The sequence below is a fragment of the Streptomyces griseus subsp. griseus genome, from assembly GCF_003610995.1.
Classification (GTDB): Bacteria; Actinomycetota; Actinomycetes; order Streptomycetales; family Streptomycetaceae; genus Streptomyces.
This window is the reverse complement of record NZ_CP032543.1, coordinates 5,399,527-5,416,799: the sequence shown is the minus strand read 5'-3', so window position 1 is coordinate 5,416,799 and position 17,273 is coordinate 5,399,527. Positions and strand designations below refer to the sequence as shown.

At 72.8% G+C, this 17,273-nt stretch carries 18 protein-coding genes; 4 read left to right on the top strand and 14 right to left on the bottom strand.

Translation table 11 applies throughout. The features are described 5' to 3' along the window. Positions 1-9: 9 nt before the first annotated feature. From D6270_RS24565 to D6270_RS24530, 8 genes are all read right to left on the bottom strand, one after another. Positions 10-243 carry a hypothetical protein gene (locus D6270_RS24565; RefSeq protein WP_176727541.1) on the bottom strand — a complete coding sequence of 78 codons (234 nt, stop codon included), beginning with the start codon at positions 241-243 and terminating at the stop codon, positions 10-12. Positions 244-248: 5 nt separating this feature from the next. Then, positions 249-1,751: an Asp-tRNA(Asn)/Glu-tRNA(Gln) amidotransferase subunit GatA gene (gatA, locus tag D6270_RS24560; protein WP_109163470.1), complete on the bottom strand. Its 1,503-nt coding sequence runs from the start codon at positions 1,749-1,751 to the stop codon at positions 249-251. A gap of 5 nt (positions 1,752-1,756) precedes the next feature. Beyond that, entirely contained in the window at positions 1,757-2,053 is a 297-nt protein-coding gene (gene gatC / locus D6270_RS24555) for an Asp-tRNA(Asn)/Glu-tRNA(Gln) amidotransferase subunit GatC (protein ID WP_003966094.1), read from the bottom strand. A 318-nt stretch (positions 2,054-2,371) separates the two neighbouring features. After that, the gene (locus tag D6270_RS24550) at positions 2,372-4,522 is read right to left on the bottom strand and encodes a putative bifunctional diguanylate cyclase/phosphodiesterase (RefSeq protein ID WP_109163471.1); all 2,151 of its coding nucleotides are present in this window, start codon (positions 4,520-4,522) and stop codon (positions 2,372-2,374) included. A 414-nt stretch (positions 4,523-4,936) separates the two neighbouring features. After that, positions 4,937-7,177 carry an NAD-dependent DNA ligase LigA gene (gene ligA, locus D6270_RS24545; protein WP_109163472.1) on the bottom strand — a complete coding sequence of 747 codons (2,241 nt, stop codon included), beginning with the start codon at positions 7,175-7,177 and terminating at the stop codon, positions 4,937-4,939. A gap of 32 nt (positions 7,178-7,209) precedes the next feature. Then, positions 7,210-8,238 (bottom strand): methionine synthase, encoded by a 1,029-nt coding sequence (locus tag D6270_RS24540; RefSeq protein ID WP_109163473.1) that lies wholly within the window; start codon positions 8,236-8,238, stop codon positions 7,210-7,212. 142 nt (positions 8,239-8,380) lie between these two features. After that, on the bottom strand, positions 8,381-9,070 hold the full coding sequence (locus tag D6270_RS24535) for an SDR family oxidoreductase (RefSeq protein ID WP_109163474.1): 690 nt from the start codon (positions 9,068-9,070) through the stop codon (positions 8,381-8,383). A gap of 23 nt (positions 9,071-9,093) precedes the next feature. After that, the gene (locus D6270_RS24530; RefSeq protein ID WP_109163475.1) at positions 9,094-9,633 is read right to left on the bottom strand and encodes an LOG family protein; all 540 of its coding nucleotides are present in this window, start codon (positions 9,631-9,633) and stop codon (positions 9,094-9,096) included. Positions 9,634-9,769: 136 nt separating this feature from the next. Between D6270_RS24530 and D6270_RS24525 the strand changes: the two genes are divergently transcribed. Both D6270_RS24525 and D6270_RS24520 read left to right on the top strand, forming a co-directional pair. After that, positions 9,770-10,105, top strand: a complete 336-nt coding sequence (locus D6270_RS24525) for a DUF427 domain-containing protein (RefSeq protein WP_109163476.1) — start codon at positions 9,770-9,772, stop codon at positions 10,103-10,105. Between the two features lie 75 nt (positions 10,106-10,180). Next, complete coding sequence (locus D6270_RS24520) at positions 10,181-10,981, top strand: alpha/beta fold hydrolase (RefSeq protein ID WP_109163477.1); 801 nt, start codon at positions 10,181-10,183, stop codon at positions 10,979-10,981. A 9-nt stretch (positions 10,982-10,990) separates the two neighbouring features. On the opposite strand, the gene mnmA is transcribed toward D6270_RS24520, so the two are convergent. Continuing rightward, the gene (gene mnmA / locus D6270_RS24515; protein ID WP_109163478.1) at positions 10,991-12,124 is read right to left on the bottom strand and encodes a tRNA 2-thiouridine(34) synthase MnmA; all 1,134 of its coding nucleotides are present in this window, start codon (positions 12,122-12,124) and stop codon (positions 10,991-10,993) included. Between the two features lie 61 nt (positions 12,125-12,185). Here mnmA and D6270_RS24510 point away from each other — a divergent pair, with 61 nt between their 5' ends. After that, positions 12,186-12,926: an N-acetylmuramoyl-L-alanine amidase gene (locus D6270_RS24510; RefSeq protein ID WP_109163479.1), complete on the top strand. Its 741-nt coding sequence runs from the start codon at positions 12,186-12,188 to the stop codon at positions 12,924-12,926. Positions 12,927-12,933: 7 nt separating this feature from the next. On the opposite strand, the gene D6270_RS24505 is transcribed toward D6270_RS24510, so the two are convergent. From D6270_RS24505 to D6270_RS33350, 3 genes are all read right to left on the bottom strand, one after another. After that, positions 12,934-14,103, bottom strand: coding sequence for a cysteine desulfurase family protein (locus D6270_RS24505; protein ID WP_109163480.1), 1,170 nt, complete (start codon positions 14,101-14,103; stop codon positions 12,934-12,936). A 141-nt stretch (positions 14,104-14,244) separates the two neighbouring features. Then, positions 14,245-14,619 (bottom strand): hypothetical protein, encoded by a 375-nt coding sequence (locus tag D6270_RS24500; protein ID WP_109163481.1) that lies wholly within the window; start codon positions 14,617-14,619, stop codon positions 14,245-14,247. 72 nt (positions 14,620-14,691) lie between these two features. Continuing rightward, positions 14,692-14,847, bottom strand: a complete 156-nt coding sequence (locus tag D6270_RS33350) for a hypothetical protein (protein WP_202418307.1) — start codon at positions 14,845-14,847, stop codon at positions 14,692-14,694. A gap of 122 nt (positions 14,848-14,969) precedes the next feature. Between D6270_RS33350 and D6270_RS24495 the strand changes: the two genes are divergently transcribed. Further along, positions 14,970-15,635 (top strand): TetR family transcriptional regulator, encoded by a 666-nt coding sequence (locus D6270_RS24495; protein ID WP_109163482.1) that lies wholly within the window; start codon positions 14,970-14,972, stop codon positions 15,633-15,635. 31 nt (positions 15,636-15,666) lie between these two features. Here D6270_RS24495 and D6270_RS24490 read toward each other — a convergent pair whose 3' ends face one another. Both D6270_RS24490 and D6270_RS24485 read right to left on the bottom strand, forming a co-directional pair. Then, on the bottom strand, positions 15,667-16,539 hold the full coding sequence (locus D6270_RS24490) for a thioesterase family protein (protein ID WP_202418019.1): 873 nt from the start codon (positions 16,537-16,539) through the stop codon (positions 15,667-15,669). 71 nt (positions 16,540-16,610) lie between these two features. Then, positions 16,611-17,270 carry a trimeric intracellular cation channel family protein gene (locus D6270_RS24485; protein WP_109163484.1) on the bottom strand — a complete coding sequence of 220 codons (660 nt, stop codon included), beginning with the start codon at positions 17,268-17,270 and terminating at the stop codon, positions 16,611-16,613. Positions 17,271-17,273 lie beyond the last annotated feature (3 nt).

Here is a 17,273-nt window from a genome sequence, read left to right as displayed (position 1 = left end):
CTTTCCCTCTCAGCCCAGCAGGACGTCGTCGTCGCCGAGACGCTTCAGTTCGCGATAGAGGATCGCGAGTCCGGTGACGATGGCGGCCGCGGAGACCGCCGCGTCGATGAGGCGCAGCACGTCGTTGTCCTGGCGGGCGAGCTTCGCCTGCTTGGCGATGCTGATCGCGCCGAACGCGGTACTGCCGAGCGAGACGTACAGCCCGGTCTTGGACTTCTTGAAGTTACTGGCCTTCTTTGCCATGGCACTCACAGCGACGGAGCCTCCTCAAGCAGCGGGTGCCCCCACTTTTCCACGAAGGCGGCCTCTACGGCCGCTCCGACCTTGTAGAGCCGGTCGTCCTTCATGGCGGGGGCGATGATCTGCAGTCCGACCGGCAGCCCGTCCTCCGGCGCCAGGCCGCAGGGGAGCGACATGGCCGAGTTGCCTGCCAGGTTGGTGGGAATGGTGCACAGGTCCGCGAGGTACATCGCCATCGGGTCGTCGGCGCGCTCTCCGATCGGGAAGGCCGTGGTCGGGGTCGTCGGGGAGACGATCACGTCGACCTGCTCGAAGGCCTTCTCGAAGTCCTGGGTGATGAGGGTGCGGACCTTCTGGGCCGAGCCGTAGTACGCGTCGTAGTAGCCGGAGCTGAGCGCGTACGTCCCCAGGATGATGCGGCGCTTGACCTCGTCGCCGAAGCCGGCCTCGCGGGTGAGGGCGGTGACCTCCTCGGCCGACTTCGTGCCGTCGTCGCCGACCCGCAGGCCGTAGCGCATGGCGTCGAAGCGGGCGAGGTTCGAGGAGCACTCGGAGGGCGCGATCAGGTAGTACGCGGAGAGCGCCAGGTCGAAGGACGGGCAGTCCAACTCGACGATGTCCGCGCCGAGCGACTTCAGCAGGCCGACCGACTCGTCGAAGCGCTGGAGGACGCCCGCCTGGTAGCCCTCGCCGCGGAACTGCTTGACGACGCCGACGCGCATGCCCTGGACGGAGCCGTTGCGGGCGGCCTCGACGACCGGCGGGACCGGGGCGTCGATGGAGGTCGAGTCCAGCGGGTCGTGCCCGGCGATCGCCTCGTGGAGCAGCGCCGCGTCCAGGACCGTACGGGCGCAGGGCCCGCCCTGGTCGAGGGAGGACGAGAAGGCGACCATGCCGTAGCGGGAGACACCGCCGTAGGTGGGCTTGACGCCGACCGTGCCGGTGACGGCCGCGGGCTGGCGGATGGAGCCGCCGGTGTCCGTGCCGATGGCGAGCGGGGCCTCGTAGGAGGCGAGGGCGGCGGAGGAGCCGCCGCCGGAGCCGCCGGGGATGCGGGTGAGGTCCCACGGGTTGCCGGTGGGGCCGTAGGCGCTGTTCTCGGTGGAGGACCCCATGGCGAACTCGTCCATGTTGGTCTTGCCGAGGATGACGACGTCGGCGGCGCGCAGCCTCTGCGTGAGCGTGGCGTCGTACGGCGGGACCCAGCCCTCAAGGATCTTGGAACCGACGGTGGTCGGCATGTCCTTGGTGGTGAAGATGTCCTTCAGCGCGAGCGGGACGCCGGCCAGCGGGCCGAGCTTCTCGCCCGCCTCGCGCTTGGCGTCCACGGCACGGGCCTGGGCGAGCGCGCCCTCGCGGTCGATGTGCAGGAAGGCGTGGACCTTCTCGTCGACGGCGTCGATCCGGGCCAGGTGGGCCTCGGTGACCTCGACGGCCGTGAGCTCGCCGGAGGCGATCTTCGCGGCGATCTCGGCCGCGGTGAGCTTGATGATGGTGCTGATGTCCGTCATGGCGGTTAGTCCTCCCCCAGGATCTGCGGCACCTTGAAACGCTGCTGCTCCTGGGCCGGGGCGCCGGAGAGCGCCTGCGCGGGGGTGAGCGACGGACGGACCTCGTCCGCGCGCATGACGTTGGTCAGCGGCAGCGGGTGGGAGGTCGGCGGTACGTCTTGGTCGGCGACCTCGGAGACGCGGGCGACCGCGCCGATGATGTCGTCGAGTTGACCGGCGAAGTGGTCGAGCTCTTCGCCCTTCAGCTCCAGACGCGCCAGCCGGGCGAGGTGGGCGACCTCCTCGCGCGTGATGCCAGGCATGCAGCGATCCTCAGGGGTTGGTGTGTGGTTTTGGCTGGGGGTCGGTGGCCATTTCCACCGTCCGTCCGGAGGACGGGCCGCGCGGCGTCTGGTGCGTGCGATCGCAAGGCGCCGGAGCGCCCTCGTGGCGGAGCCACGTGGGCGTTTCGGCAACGCGGCGAGCGTGCGTGCCAGGCGTCGGACGGCAGGTGGAAATGTGCCACCGGCCCCCAATCCTATGGGGTCCGGTCGGGGCGGGTACCCCACCCCGACCGGCCCACCCCTTTCGGACGGTTTCGGTACGGGCCCGGGGACGCGGGGCGGGGGTACGCGGGTGGCTCAGGCCGTCGCCGGGCCCGAGACCGTACGCCCCTGGGGCTGGCGCTGCTCGGCGTCCGACTTGCCGTTCGCCGCCGCGGCCGCCTGGGCCGCCAGCTCGGCGGGGCGGCGCCAGCCGTGCTCGCCACGCGCCCGGAGCCAGGCCGTCGTCTCCTGGGGCGGCATCGCGGCCGCCACCAGCCAGCCCTGCACCGCGTCGCACCGCAGATCGCGCAGCCGCTCCCAGGTCTCGTCGTCCTCGACCCCCTCGGCGACGACCACGAGACCCAGCGAGTGGGCCAGGTCGATCGTGCAGCGGACGATCTCCGCGTCCTCGTGGTCGACGGCGAGCCGGGCCACGAAGGAGCGGTCGATCTTCAGCTCGCTCACCGGCAGCCTGCGCAGATGTACGAGGGAGGAGTACCCCGTACCGAAGTCGTCCAGGGACATCTTCACGCCGTGCGCGGTCAGCCCGGCCAGGGTGTCGGCGGCCCGCTGCGGGTCCTCCAGCAGGACGTGCTCGGTGATCTCCAGCTGGAGCGCCGCGGCCGGGACGCCGTGCCGGGCGAGCCGGGCGGCGACCCCGCCCGCGAAGCCGGGGGTGTGCACATCGCGCGGCGAGACGTTGACCGCGACCGGCACGAACAGGCCCTGCGCCCGCCACCGGGCGACCTGCGCGAGCGCCGTCTCCAGGACGTACTCCGTGAGGTGCGGCATCAGCCCCGAGGACTCCGCGATGGCGATGAACTCGTCCGGAGGGACCCTCCCCCGCTCCGGGTGCACCCAGCGCACCAGCGCCTCCAGACCGGCGACCTGCCCGTCGAAGCGGACCTTGGGCTGGTAGTGCAACTCGACGTCGCCCGCGTCCAGCGCCCGGCGCAGATCGCCCAGCAGCCCGAGCCGGTCGGGGGTGTTGCTGTCCCGCTTCGACTCGTAGACCTCCACGCCCGTACGGTCGCGCTTGGCCTGGTACATCGCGACGTCCGCGCGGCGCAGCAGCCCTTCGGCGTCCAGCGCGTGGTCCGGGTAGACGGCGACCCCGGCGCTGGCCTCCAGCACGAGGACCAGACCGTCCAGGTCGAGGGGCGAGGAGAGCTCGGCGACCAGGTGGCGGGCGACCCGTTGGGCGCTGGTGGTCGAGTCGGCCTGCGGCAGCAGTACGGCGAACTCGTCGCCGCCGAGCCGGGCCGCCTCCGCGCCGGGCGGCAGGGCCAGGCGCAGGCGTTCCGCTATCTGGAGGAGCAGCCGGTCCCCGGCGAGGTGGCCGAGGGTGTCGTTGACGGCGCGGAAGCGGTCCAGGTCGATCAGGACGAGGCCCGACCTGGTGCCCACGCTCTCGGCGTCCTCCAGCGCCGACCAGGTCCGCTCCAGCAGCCACTGGCGGTTGGGCAGCCCGGTCAGCGGGTCCCGCAGCTGCTCCTCGGCGCGGGCGCGGGCGATCCAGAGCGTGGAGTCCAGGGCGATCAGCGGGACCGCGAAGAGCGGCAGCACGACGGGCATGGACATCGCGACGACGCAGATCAGCGGGGCGAGGCCGAGCAGGGCGACGGCGACGAGTCCCTGACGCAGCAGGGCGGTGCGGGCGATGGTCGGCAGCCCGCCGTTCTGCGGGGCCCCCGCGTACCACAGGAGGACCCGGGTGACGAGGAGGTACGTGGACGCCGTCAGGAGCAGTTCCGGTACGGCGGCGATGGACCAGTCGAGGGGCAGCCAGGGCCGCTCCACGGTCGGGACCACACCGAACGCGGCCAGCACGAGCGCCGCCGCCGCGATGCCGAGGATGTCCACCGCGCCGTGCAGGAGCCCCTGCCACCAGCGGTGTCTGCGAGCGCTCCCGACGAGCACCACGACGACCAGGCTGACCAGTCCGGCGGGCAGCCAGCCGTAGAGCAGCAGCACGGCGAGGGTCAGGGCGGCCCCGGAGCCGGTGCCGCCCCACCAGCGGTCGCGGCCGAGCGCGACCAGGTGGCCGACGATGATCCCGGTGAGCACGGCGAGCGACCAGCCCACGGCACCGTCCGGGAAGAGGGCCTGGCCGTCCTGGACCGTCCGGTAGAAGCCCGCCGCCAGCAGTAACGCCGCGATCGCTATGACGGCGGCGCCCACGGGGGAGGTGAGGCCGACGAAACCTTGCAGCCGCGACACCGGGGCGGCGCTCTCGGTCGGTTTCATTCCGTCCCTCTCACAGCCGGCGGTGCCGAAGTCCCTCGGTGGCCCCCGCTCCCTTGCTCGCACGGCCCCGGACGGGCGGCCGGTGCACGGCAGGCGCTACCCCTCAACAGTAGGCCGCGAAGAGCTTCCAGGGGCAGCGCTCTACAGCTCTTGCCGAAGGCGAACCGACGGCCCGTCACCATCTGCTATGCGCCGAACGGGTGATGCCGGTGGGCCGTTCGGGGTCCGGCCGACCCTTCTTCGCCCCTCTGTCCCCTTTCTTCCCCACCGGGGGCGCGCCACGCCGGGGCCGCGTATCGAAGTCGTCTCGATCAGGCGAACACGGGGTGTCCGGGTGTGGCGCGCGGGGCGCGGGTGGTGTCCGTCCGATCCGTGAGCCGCATGCGGCGCGGCCTGCGGAACGGGACGGGCGGCCTACTCCGCGGCGGCGTCCGGCCCGGATTCCGCCGGCTCCGGAGCGGCCTCCGGCACCGGCAGGGCGGCCTCCCGGGCGGCGTCGGGGCCCTGTTCGAGGAGGGTGGCGAACCCGGCCTCGTCCAGCACGGGGACCTTCAGCTGCATCGCCTTGTCGTACTTGGAGCCGGGGTTGTCGCCGACGACCACGAACGCGGTCTTCTTCGACACCGATCCGGTGACCTTGGCCCCGAGGCCCTGGAGCGCCTCCTTCGCGCCGTCCCGCGTGTAGGCGGTGAGCGTGCCGGTGACCACGACGGTGAGCCCTTCGAGGGGGCGGGGGCCCTGCTCCTCGTCCGAGCCCTCGTCGGCCATCCGGACCCCTGCCTCACGCCACTTGCGCAGGATCTCGCGGTGCCAGTCCTCGGCGAACCACTGCTTGACGGAGGCGGCGATGATGGGGCCGACGCCGTCCGCGTCGGCCAGCTCCTGCTCGGTGGCCTCGTCGATCCGGTCGATGGAGCGGAACTGGCGGGCCAGCTCCTGGGCGGCGACCGGCCCGACGTGCCGGATGGAGAGCCCCGTCAGGATCCGGGCCAGCGGGGCCTCCTTGGCGGCGGCGATGCCCTCCAGCATGGCCACGGCGTTCTTCCTGGGCTCGCCCTCCTTGTTGGCGAAGACCGTCGCGATCTTCTCCTCACCGGTCTTCGGGTCACGCTTGGGCAGTCCGCTGTCCTGGTCGAGGACGTACGCCCGGATCGGCAGCAGCTGGTCGATGGTGAGGTCGAACAGGCCGCTCTCGTCGCGCAGGACCGGCTCGGCGGGCTCCAGGGGCCGGGTCAGGGCAGCGGCGGCCACATAGCCGAAGTGGTCGATGTCCAGGCTCTTGCGCCCGGCGAGATAGAAGACCCGCTCGCGCAACTGGGCGGGACAGGTGCGGGCGTTGGGGCAGCGGAGGTCGATGTCGGCCTCCTTCATCGCGCGCAGCTCCGAACCGCACTCGGGGCAGTGCGTCGGCATCTCGAACGCCTTCTCGGTGCCGTCGCGCAGGTCGACGACCGGGCCGAGGATCTCCGGGATGACGTCGCCCGCCTTGCGGATGACCACGGTGTCGCCGATGAGGACACCCTTGGCCTTGACCACCTCCTGGTTGTGGAGGGTGGCGAACTCGACCTCGGAACCGGCCACTTCGACCGGCTCCACCTGGGCGTACGGCGTGACGCGGCCGGTGCGGCCGACGCCGACGCGGATGTTGACCAGCTTGGTGTTGACCTCTTCGGGGGCGTACTTCCAGGCGATGGCCCAGCGGGGGGCGCGCGAGGTGGAGCCCAGGCGCCCCTGGAGCGGGATCTCGTCGAGTTTGACGACGACCCCGTCGATCTCGTGCTCCACGGAGTGCCGGTGCTCGCCGAAGTACGCGATGAACTCCCGTACGCCTGCGAGGGACCCGACGACCTTGTTGTGCTTCGCCGTGGGCAGGCCCCAGGAGTGGAGGAGGTCGTAGGCCTGGGAGAGGCGGTCGAGGGCGAGGCCCTCGTGGGCGCCGATGCCGTGCACCACCATGTGCAGCGGGCGGGTGGCGGTGACCTTCGGGTCCTTCTGGCGCAGCGAACCGGCCGCCGCGTTGCGCGGGTTGGCGAACGGCTTGTCCTCGGCGGCGACCAGCCGGGCGTTCAGCTCCTCGAAGGCCTCCATCGGGAAGAAGACCTCGCCCCGGATCTCGACCAGGGCGGGGATGTCCTCGCCCTTCAGCCGGTGCGGGATCTCGGCGATGGTGCGGACGTTGGGCGTGATGTCCTCGCCGGTGCGGCCGTCCCCCCGGGTCGCCGCCCGGGTCAGCCGGCCGTGCTCGTAGGTGAGGTTGACGGCGAGCCCGTCCACCTTGAGCTCGCACAGGAAGTGGTGGTCGGGCTTGCCGACGTCCCTGGCGACGCGCTCGGCCCAGGCGGCCAGCTCCTCGTCGTCGAAGGCGTTGTCCAGGGAGAGCATCCGCTCGCGGTGCTCGACGGAGGTGAACTCCGTGACGTAGGGCCCCGCGACCTTCTGGGTCGGCGAATCGGGGGTCCGGAGCGAGGGGTGCTCGTCCTCCAGGGCTTCCAGGGAGCGCAGCAGCCGGTCGAACTCGGCGTCGCTGACGACCGGCTGGTCCTTCACGTAATACCGGAAGCGGTGCTCCTCGATCCGCTCGGCCAGCAGCGCGTGCTCCTCCCGCGCGTCCGCCGGGACCGAACTCTCCTGCTCCACCCGCTCTTCGCCCGCCATCGTCCCGTCCTCCTGTGTACCCGTCGTCCCCGTCACTCAGGGTTGTCCGCGAGCGACCTCGCCGCCCGGGCGCTGTGGGCGAGCGCGGTGCGGGCGTACGCGGGCGAAGCACCCGCGAGACCGCACGACGGGGTGATCGCGACGGACTCGGTGAGAGTCCCCGGATTCAGCCCCAGCCTGCTCCACAGCGTCCTGACCCCCATGACGCTACCGCCCGGGTCCGACAATGAGGCCGTTGCCGCGTCGGTGGAGGGCACGACGCCCAGGAAGAGCTGGGTGCCGCCTTCGACGGCTTCCCCGATCGTCTCCTCCTCACGCTCCGTGAGCAGCGAGAAGTCGAACGAGATTCCGTCCGCCCCGGCCCGCCGCAGCAGCGCGAAAGGCACTTCGGGGGCGCAGGAGTGGACGATCGTCGTGCCGTCCTCGCCCGCGGCGGCGAGGACGTCGCGCAGGGCCGACTCGACGACCTGGCGGTCGATGGCGCGGTAGGTGCGGTAGCCGCTGGCGGAGCGGACCCGGCCCAGCAGGACGGCGGTCAGGGAGGGCTCGTCCAGTTGGAGGACCACCTCGGCCCCGGGCATCCGGCGGCGCACCTCGGCGAGGTGGGCGCGGAGCCCCTCGGCCAGCGACCCGGCCAGGTCGCGGCAGGCGCCGGGGTCGCCCAGCATGGCCTCGCCGCCCCGCAGTTCCAGGCCGGCGGCGAGCGTCCAGGGGCCGACGGCCTGGACCTTGAGCAGGCCCTCGTACCCCTGGGTGAACTCCTCCAGGGCGTCCAGGTCCTCCCCCAGCCAGGAGCGGGCGCGGCGGGTGTCGCGGCCGGGCCGGTCGCTGATCCGCCAGCCGCTCGGCTCCACGTGCCCGTACATCTCGACGAGCATGCCGATGGTCCGGCCGATCATGTCCGCGCCCGGCCCGCGCGCCGGCAGCTCCGCCAGGTACGGCATGCCCTGGCCGTCGGCGAAGGAGCCGGTGACGGTCTTCGCCGCCTCCCTCGCGTCTCCCCCGGGCATCGACCCGATCCCGGTCGCCGGGCACCCGCTCAACTTGCTCTTCTCGCTCACCCCGGAAGCCTACGGTCCCGGGTGGGGCACCCACGCGACCGGGCTTCAGCGCCCCGGGCGCACGGTGAGCTTCAGCCCGGGAGGGGGTGTGCGTCAGCGGCCCGGGCGCACGGTGAGCTTCAGCCCGGGAGGGGGGTGTGCGTCAGCGGCCCGGGCGCACGGTGAGGTCGTTCACCTCGGCGTCGCGCGGCAGGTCGATCGCCATCAGGATCGTGGTGGCCACCGACTCGGGGTCGATCCAGCGCTCCGCTTCGTACTCCTTGCCCTCCTGCTGGTGCACCTTGGCCTGCATGGGGCTGGCGGTGCGCCCGGGGTAGACGCTGGTGACCCGCACCCCGTTGCCGTGCTCCTCGTGGCGCAGCGAGTCGGCGAGCGCCTTGAGGCCGTGCTTGCTCGCGGCGTACGCGCTCCACCCGGCGTGGGCGGCGAGCCCGGCGCCGGAGTTCACGAAGAGGACGTGGCCCTGGGCGGCGCGGAGCTGCGGGATGAGGAGGCGGGTGATCTCGGCGGGGGCGATGAGGTTGGCGTTGAGCTGGAAGTGCCAGGCCTTGGGGGTGAGTTCGCCGACCGTGCCGAGTTCGACGACGCCCGCGACGTGGAGCAGCGTGTCGATCCGCTCGGGCACGGTCTGCTGCCCGAACGCCCACGAGAGCCGGTCGGGGTTGGAGAGGTCGCCGACGAGGGTCCGCGCGCCCGGGTAGCGGTCGGCGAACTCCTTGGCACGGCCGGCGTCACGGGCGAGCAGCACGAGGTCGTCGCCGCGCTCCAGGAGGCGGCGGGCGACAGCGGCCCCGATGCCGGAGCCGGCGCCGGTGATGAGGTGGGTAGGCATGGGGCGATCCTAGATCCGGCCCCCTACTGGAGACCGGCGGACTCCTCCAGATATGCCAGCGCGCCCACGCCGTCCTCGGCGAAGAAGACCAGCTCGGTCAGGGGCAGCGGGAGGAACCCCTCGTCCTCCATCCGCTGGAACTGCTCGCGCAGCCCGTCGTAGAAGCCCGCCGTGTTGAGCAGGACGACCGGCTTGGTGTGCCTGCCGTGCTTCTTCAGCTCCAGGATCTCGGTGGCCTCATCCAGCGTCCCGGTCCCGCCCACCATGATCACGATCGCGTCCGACTTCTCCAGCAGGAGGGCCTTGCGCTCGGCGAGGTCGCGGGCGATCACCATCTCGTCCGCGTTCGTCCGGGCACTCGCGGCCAGGAACTCCACCGAGACCCCGACCAGCCGGCCGCCCGCCGCCTGCACCCCGTCCGCGACGACCTTCATCAGCCCCCTGTCCGACCCGCCCCAGACCAGGGTGTGCCCGCCTCGGCCGAGCAGCTCGGCGAATTCGCGGGCGGGCACGGTGTAGCGGTCGTCGAGGTCGGCGGCGGAGAGGAAGACGCAGATGTTCATGGAGCCACCGTACGACCCGGCTCGGACACTCCCCCATGGGGCTCGGACACCCCCGGTGGGAGTCGAACAGTCCCCCGTTCCGGTCACGGTCCGGCGGGTGGGGAAGATTCCCGCCCCGTACGCCGCTGAAAGAGGCATGACTTCCACCCGAGGACACCACATCACCGTCGAGCCGGGCACCGTGCACGTCAGGGCGGTGCACGAGGGCCAGGTGCTGGCCGAGAGCCGCCGCCCCCTCATCCTGCGCGAGACGGGCTGTCCGGACCGCTACTACCTGCCGCCGGAGGACGTGCGCACCGAGCTGCTCACCCCGTCGGACACCACCACCCACTGCCCGTTCAAGGGGGACGCCTCCTACTGGTCGCTGCCCGGCGCCGCCGACCTCGTCTGGGCCTACCCGGAGCCGAAGCCCGAAGTCGCCGCGATCCAGGACCACTTCTGCTTCTACGAGACGGAGCCGGTGGCCGACTGACCGGCGGCCCGCTCCTCGCGAGGTTTTTTTCCGCCGGAGCGATGAGTTCTCGGAGCTGCCCCGGTCTCCCCTCCCATGGACAGGATTCTCTCCGCGGACTCCACGCCGATCGCCTGCCGCCGCCGGGGTGAGGGGCCACCGCTGGTGCTCGTCGGCGGGGCACTGGGCACCGCGGCGACCGACGCGCCCCTGGCCGCCCTGCTGGCGCCGCGCTTCACCGTGGTCACCTACGACCGCCGGGGGCGCGGCGCCAGCGGGGACGCCGGGGGCGGTGAGGTGCGCCGGGAGATCGAGGACCTGAGCGCTGTCGTACGGGCGGTGGGACCCGGCGCCTCGGTCTTCGGGATGTCCTCCGGCGGGGCGCTGGCCCTGGAGGCGGCCGCCGCCGGGCTCCCCGTCGAGCTGCTCGCCGTCTACGAACCGCCCTACACCCCCGGCGCCTCCGGCCTCCGCTTCAAGGCCCGCTGCACGGAGCGGCTGCACCGGCTGCTGGCGGCCGGGGACCGGGCCGGGGCGGTGGAGCTGTTCCTCACGGCGACGGGCGTCGACCCGGCGACCGTGGCCCGGATGCGGCGCGCGCCCCTGTGGCCGGGCCTGGAGGCACTGGCGCACACCCTGGTGTACGACGACGCGGTGCTGGGCGACGGGGCGGTCCCGGCGGAGCGGTTCGCCGCCGTTACCGCCCGCACGCTGGTGGTCTGCGGCGGCTTCAGCTCGGCCCGGGCCCGGGCGTCCACCCGGACCCTCGCCGAGGCCCTGCCGCGTGCCCGGCACCGCACGCTGACGGGCCAGATGCGCGAGGTGGCGCCCCAGGTGCTGGCCCCGGTGCTGGCGGACTTCTTCGCCCGGGACGCGTACGTACGCCAGGCGTCGTGAGCCGGGGCGTCAGGCCCCCGAGGTGACCCGCTCGCGCCGCACCGTCGTCGCGATGGTGGCCGAGCCGACCACGCGTGTGCCGTCGTACAGGACGACCGCCTGGCCGGGGGCCACGCCCCGGACCGGCTCGGTGAAGGTGACGTTCAGCTCGCCGTCCACCAGCTCGGCCGTCACCTCGGTCTCGCCGCCGTGGGCGCGGAGCTGCGCGGTGTACGTCCCCGGGCCGGACGGGGGCGTTCCGCACCAGCGGGGCTTGATCGCGGTCAGGGACGTGACGTCGAGGGCCTCGACCGGGCCGACGGTGACCGTGTTGTTCACCGGGGAGATGTCCAGCACGTAGCGCGGCTTGCCGTCGGGGGCGGGGTGGCCGATCTTCAGGCCTTTGCGCTGGCCGATGGTGAAGCCGAACGCGCCGTCGTGGGTGCCCAGCTTCGTACCGGACTCGTCGAGGATGTCGCCCTCGGCCGGGCCACCGAGCCGGTTCGCCAGGAAGCCCTGGGTGTCGCCGTCGGCGATGAAGCAGATGTCGTGGCTGTCGGGCTTCTTGGCGACGGCCAGGCCCCGGCGCTCGGCCTCGGCGCGGATCTCGTCCTTCGTGGTGAGGGTGTCGCCGAGCGGGAACATGGCGTGGGCGAGCTGCTTCTCGTCCAGGACGCCGAGCACATAGCTCTGGTCCTTGGCCATGTCGGAGGCGCGGTGCAGCTCGCGGCTGCCGTCCTCGGCGAGCACCACCGTGGCGTAGTGGCCGGTGCAGACGGCGTCGAAGCCGAGGGCGAGTGCCTTGTCCAGCAGCGCGGCGAACTTGATCTTCTCGTTGCAGCGCAGGCAGGGGTTGGGCGTGCGCCCGGCCTCGTACTCCGCGACGAAGTCGTCCACGACGTCCTCGCGGAAACGTTCCGCGAGGTCCCAGACGTAGAACGGGATACCGATGACGTCGGCCGCGCGGCGGGCATCCCGGGAGTCCTCGATGGTGCAGCAGCCGCGCGCCCCGGTCCGGAAGGACTGGGGGTTGGCGGACAGGGCGAGGTGGACACCGGTCACGTCGTGGCCCGCCTCGGCGGCACGGGCCGCGGCGACGGCGGAGTCCACGCCGCCCGACATCGCGGCGAGGACACGCAGGGGGGGCTGGGAGGTCTGAGTCATAGCCCCTCCAGGGTACGGGTCGCCGGGAACCGAACGCTCGCGGATATGCGTTGACGGTCACATGGGGAACAACGGGAGTACCCGGGCGTCGAAGAAGCCCTCGGGCGGGTCGTCGCGGAAGCAGGCCACGGGCGGCGTCAGCCGGCGTGCGCTGCTGGTCGGCGGTGGTGCGGTGGTGGCGGCCGGCACCGCCGCCGTGCTCGCGCGCGACGAGGTGCGGCGGGCGTGGTGGCGGGTGCCCGGCGTGGAGAAGCCCCGCAAGGCCGGTGAGCTGGACTACGCGGCCGCCACCTGGGTCGCGGCCTCCGAGGCGAACTGGCGGCGGGCGGACCGCCCGGACGACTTCCGGATCGACCGCGTGATCATCCATGTCACCCAGGGCAGCTTCGACAGCGCGGTACGGGTCTTCCAGGATCCCGCCCACCGGGCCGCGACGCACTACATCGTGGGCCAGGACGGGCGGGTGGTGCAGATGATCCGCGAGCTGGACGTGGCGTACCAGGCGGGCAACCGCTCGTACAACGAACGCGCCGTCGGCATCGAGCACGAGGGGTTCGTGGACCGGCCCAAGGACCTCACCCGAGCGATGTACGAGTCGTCGGCGCGGCTCACGGCGTCGATCTGCGGGCGGTACGACATACCCATCGACCGGGAGCACATCATCGGGCATGTGGAGGTGCCCGGCACCGACCACACCGACCCGGGGCCGCACTGGGACTGGGACCGCTATCTGAAGCTGGTACGGCGGGCGGCGACGGCACCGCCCACGCCCTCCGCCTCCGTGCCGGCGAAGGCGGAGTAGCCGGCCCTCAGCTCAGCCCGGCCGTCCGTGCCCGCTCCACCGCCGGGCCGATCGCCTGGGCCAGCGCCTTCACGTCGTCCTCGGTGGAGGTGTGGCCGAGCGAGAAGCGCAGCGTGCCCCGGGCCAGGTCCGGATCGGTGCCGGTGGCCAGGAGTACGTGGCTGGGCTGGGCGATCCCGGCGGTGCAGGCGGAGCCGGTGGAGCACTCGATGCCCTGGGCGTCCAGCAGGAGGAGGAGGGAGTCGCCCTCGCAGCCGGGGAAGCTGAAGTGGGCGTTGGCCGGGAGCCGTCCGGCCGGGTCCGGGTCGCCGCCGAGGACGGCGTCCGGGACGGCGTGGCGTACGGCGGCGACGAGGTCGTCGCGCAGCCCGCCGACGCGCCGGGCGAAGTGCTCGCGCCGCTCGGCGGCCAGCCGTCCCGCGACCGCGAAGGAGGCGACGGCGGGCACGTCCAGGGTGCCGGAGCGCACGTGCCGCTCCTGGCCGCCGCCGTGCAGCACGGGTACGGGGGTGTGGTCGCGGCCCAGCAGCAGCGCGCCGATGCCGAACGGGCCGCCGATCTTGTGGCCGCTGACCGTCATCGCGGCCAGCCCGGAGTCGGCGAAGCCGACCTCCAGCTGACCGAAGGCCTGCACCGCGTCGGCGTGCATCGGGATCCCGAACTCGGCGGCGGACGAAGCCAGTTCCCGTACCGGCATGATCGTGCCGATCTCGTTGTTGGCCCACATCACGGTGATCATCGCGACATCGTCGGGGTTGCGGAGGATCGCCTCGCGAAGGTCCTCGGGGTGGACCCGGCCGTAGCGGTCAACCGGGAGGTGGTCGACGGTCGCGCCCTCGTGCTCGGCGAGCCAGTCGACGGCGTCCAGGACGGCGTGGTGTTCCACGGGGCCGGTGAGAACGCGGGTGCGGCGGGGGTCGGCGTCGCGGCGGGACCAGTAGAGGCCCTTGACGGCGAGGTTGTCGGCCTCCGTGCCACCGGAGGTGAACACCACCTCGCTGGGGCGGGCGCCGAGGGCGTCGGCGAGGGTTTCTCTGGACTCCTCGACGGTGCGGCGGGCCCTGCGCCCGGCCGCGTGCAGGGAGGACGCGTTGCCGGTGACGGAGAGCTGGGCGGTCATCGCCTCGATCGCTTCGGGAAGCATCGGCGTGGTCGCGGCGTGGTCGAGGTAGGCCATGGTGGGGCCGATTCTACGAGGCCGGGGCGGGGCGCATGGCGGGCGCGTCACGGTGCGGTGGCCGCGCACGTCCGCGCGGGCGTGCGCGGACCCGCCCGGAGCCCGATCCGGAACGGGGTGAGCGGCTCGGAGGCGCCCGTGTCAGACGCCGAAGTTCCAGGCGACCGTGCCGTTGACGGTGACCAGGACCGCCAGCACGACGAGGTCGGCGATACCGAGTGCGAGGCCGAGGCAGGCGCGGCCGGGGCGGCGGGTACGGCGGGCCAGGGAGAGCAGCGCCATCACGATCGCGGTGGGGCCGAGGAGCAGGTTGAACGCCAGCAGGCCGACGAGGCCGAGGACGAAGGAGGCGACGGCGAGGCCGTCCGCCTCCCGGCCGGCGGCCCGGCGGGGAGCCGCTCCGGGAGCCTGGGCGGTGGCCGGCCCAGTGGCCGGCTCAGGGGCCGCCTCGGGGGCCACGCCCCGGTCGGTGGCGTCGTCCGTACGGCGGGTTCGGTCGATGAGGGTGAGGGTCATGGTGCGAGCTCCTTCGGATCGGTCCGGGTGCGGCAGGCTCGGCGGGTGCGGGGGTGGAGGGGTGGGTGCGGGTCAGCGGGTGCGGCGCGCGCGGCGCTCACGTGCGGCGAAGACCAGCAGCCAGCAGCCGATCACGGTCGCGGCGGCGAGGGAGACCGGGAGCGGGAGCTGGGCGACCGCCCCGAGGGCGATTCCCAGCAGCAGCAGTGCGGCGACGAGGACGAGCACGGCGGAACCTCTCTGTGCGACGACAAGGACGAAAGCCGTTCAGAGTACGAGTGTTCACTGACTTGCCAGCCTAAACCCCCGGCCCCTTCCTTGACTCGGAGAACGGTTGTTTACTGAATGGCATGAGTCACACCGTCGGAGTCCGCCAGACCCAGAAGCTGAAGACCCGCCAGGCCCTGCTGGACGCCGCGCTCCTGCTGCTGGAGCACCAGAGCCTGAGCAGCCTGGGGCTGCGTGAGGTGACCCGGGCCGTCGGGGTCACCCCCACCGCCTTCTACCGGCACTTCGAGGACACCGCCGCGCTCGGGGTGGCCCTGGTGGAGGAGACGCTGGGCAGCCTGCACGGGCTGATCGCCGCGGTGCTCACGGAGACGGGCGACAGCGAGGAGCGGGTGGACCGCAGCGTGGAGGTGATAGCGCGGCACGTCGGCGCGCAGCCCGCCCACTTCCGGTTCATCGCCCGGGAGCAGCACGGCGGGGTGGGCGCGGTGCGCGAGGCCATCGCGGCGCAGCTGTCCCGGTTCGCGGAGGAGGTGGCGTACGCGCTCGGCCAGGAGCCGGGGTCGGCCGGATGGAGCGAGGAGGACCTGCTGATGCTGGGCGGGTTCTACGTGGACCACATGGTGATGACCGCCTCGGCGCTGCTGGACGCGGGCCCGGAGAACGAGCGGGCGGTGGTCCGGCAGGCCCGGCGGCGGCTGCGGCTGGTCTCCGTCGGCCGCGCCCACTGGCTGGACGAGGCGCCCGCCCGGGGCAGGGAGCCCCACGGGGCGCCCGCCCGGGACTGAGCCCGGGCGGGCGCGGGAGACGGCGTGCGCGCTACTCGGCGCGCGGGGCCTTCGCCAGCTGGCGGGACTGGGCGACGAGGCGGTCGGCGCTGTCCCAGACCTCGGCGTCCTCCTCCAGGAAGCCGCCCGCGAGGTTGCGGGTGGTGATCGAGACGCGCAGCGGGCCCGGCGCGGGGCGGCAGCGGATGTGGGTGGTGAGCTCCACGGTGGGCGTCCAGCCGGTGAGACCCAGCTCGAACGAGGTCGGCGGCAGGGCGTCCACGGTGAGCAGCAGGGAGAGCGCGTCGGGGTCGCGGCCGTCCGCGAGGCCGAACCAGCCGCGCATCTCGCCCTTGCCGGACGGGGCACCGACGGCCCAGCCGACGGTCGCGGGGTCCAGCTTGATGTCGAGGCGGTCGGTGATGGCGGAGCTGCCGGGGATCCTGGGCGCGCCGTCGCTCGGGCCGAGGCAGTGCTCACGGCCGGGCATGGCGGGCGGCCGGGCGGTGGTGCGTACGTCGTCGGGCAGGGCGTCCAGGTCGCCGTAGGTGGCGAGGACCCGGATGCGCTCGATCTCGCTGCCGTCCTCGGCGTACTGGAAGAGGGAGGCCTGGCCGGTGGAGAGGGTGCGGCCTGCGCGGACGGTCTGGGTCCGGATCACCGCGGGACCGGGGACGGAGGCGGTGAGGTAGTGCGCGGAGACCGAGAACGGGTCGGAGTGCGGCAGGGCGTCGCCCAGCGCGCGGCCGAGGAGGGCCAGCAGGTAGCCGCCGTTGACGGCGTGGATGATGGTCCAGCCCGCGGAGAGCTCGGCGTCGTAGACGCCTTCCTCGCGCGGGGTGACCGCGGTGTCGCGGTCGAACTCGCTGTCGCCGATGGTTGCGCGGACGGTCTGCGCCGCCGCCTCAGTCGCTGCCTGTGCCATGGCATGCACGGTACATGGACCGCATTACTGAGCGGTAACTTTTCGGGGCGTCGATCACACCGCGAGACGGTCTAGGCCTCCTCCGCCCGCGCCGATGAACGGTTGTACGCGCGCGGCGCCCGCCAGTGGAAGCGGAGCGCCAGCAGCCGCAGGGTGAACGCGGCGATGACCGCCATCCCGCTGGTGAAGGCGTTGAGGGTGTCGAAGCGGATGCACAGGACGACCATGGTCGCGCCGACGATCGCGGGCACCGCGTACAGGTCGCGGTCCCAGCGCAGCAGCGAGGGCACCTCGTTGGCCAGCACGTCCCGCAGCACACCGCCGCCGACCGCGGTGGCCAGCCCGAGCGCCGCGGAGGCCGTGAGCCCGAGGCCGTACTCGTACGCCTTCACCGTGCCCGTCACGCAGAACAGACCGAGCCCCGCCGCGTCGAAGACGTTGACGCCGACCTGGATGCGCTCCACGTGCGGATGGAGGAAGAAGACCAGTACGGCGGCGAAGAGCGGGGTGGTGAAGTAGCCGAGGTCGGTGAAGGCGGCGGGCGGGATCGCGCCGATCATCACGTCACGGAACAGCCCTCCGCCCAGCGCTGTCACCTCGGCGAGGACCGCGATGCCGAAGACATCGAAGTTCTTGCGTACGGCGAGCAGGGCACCCGAGATCGCGAAGACGAAGATCCCGACGAGGTCGAGTGCGTGCTGGACGGAGGGCGTGAACAGTTCGGTGAGCACCGG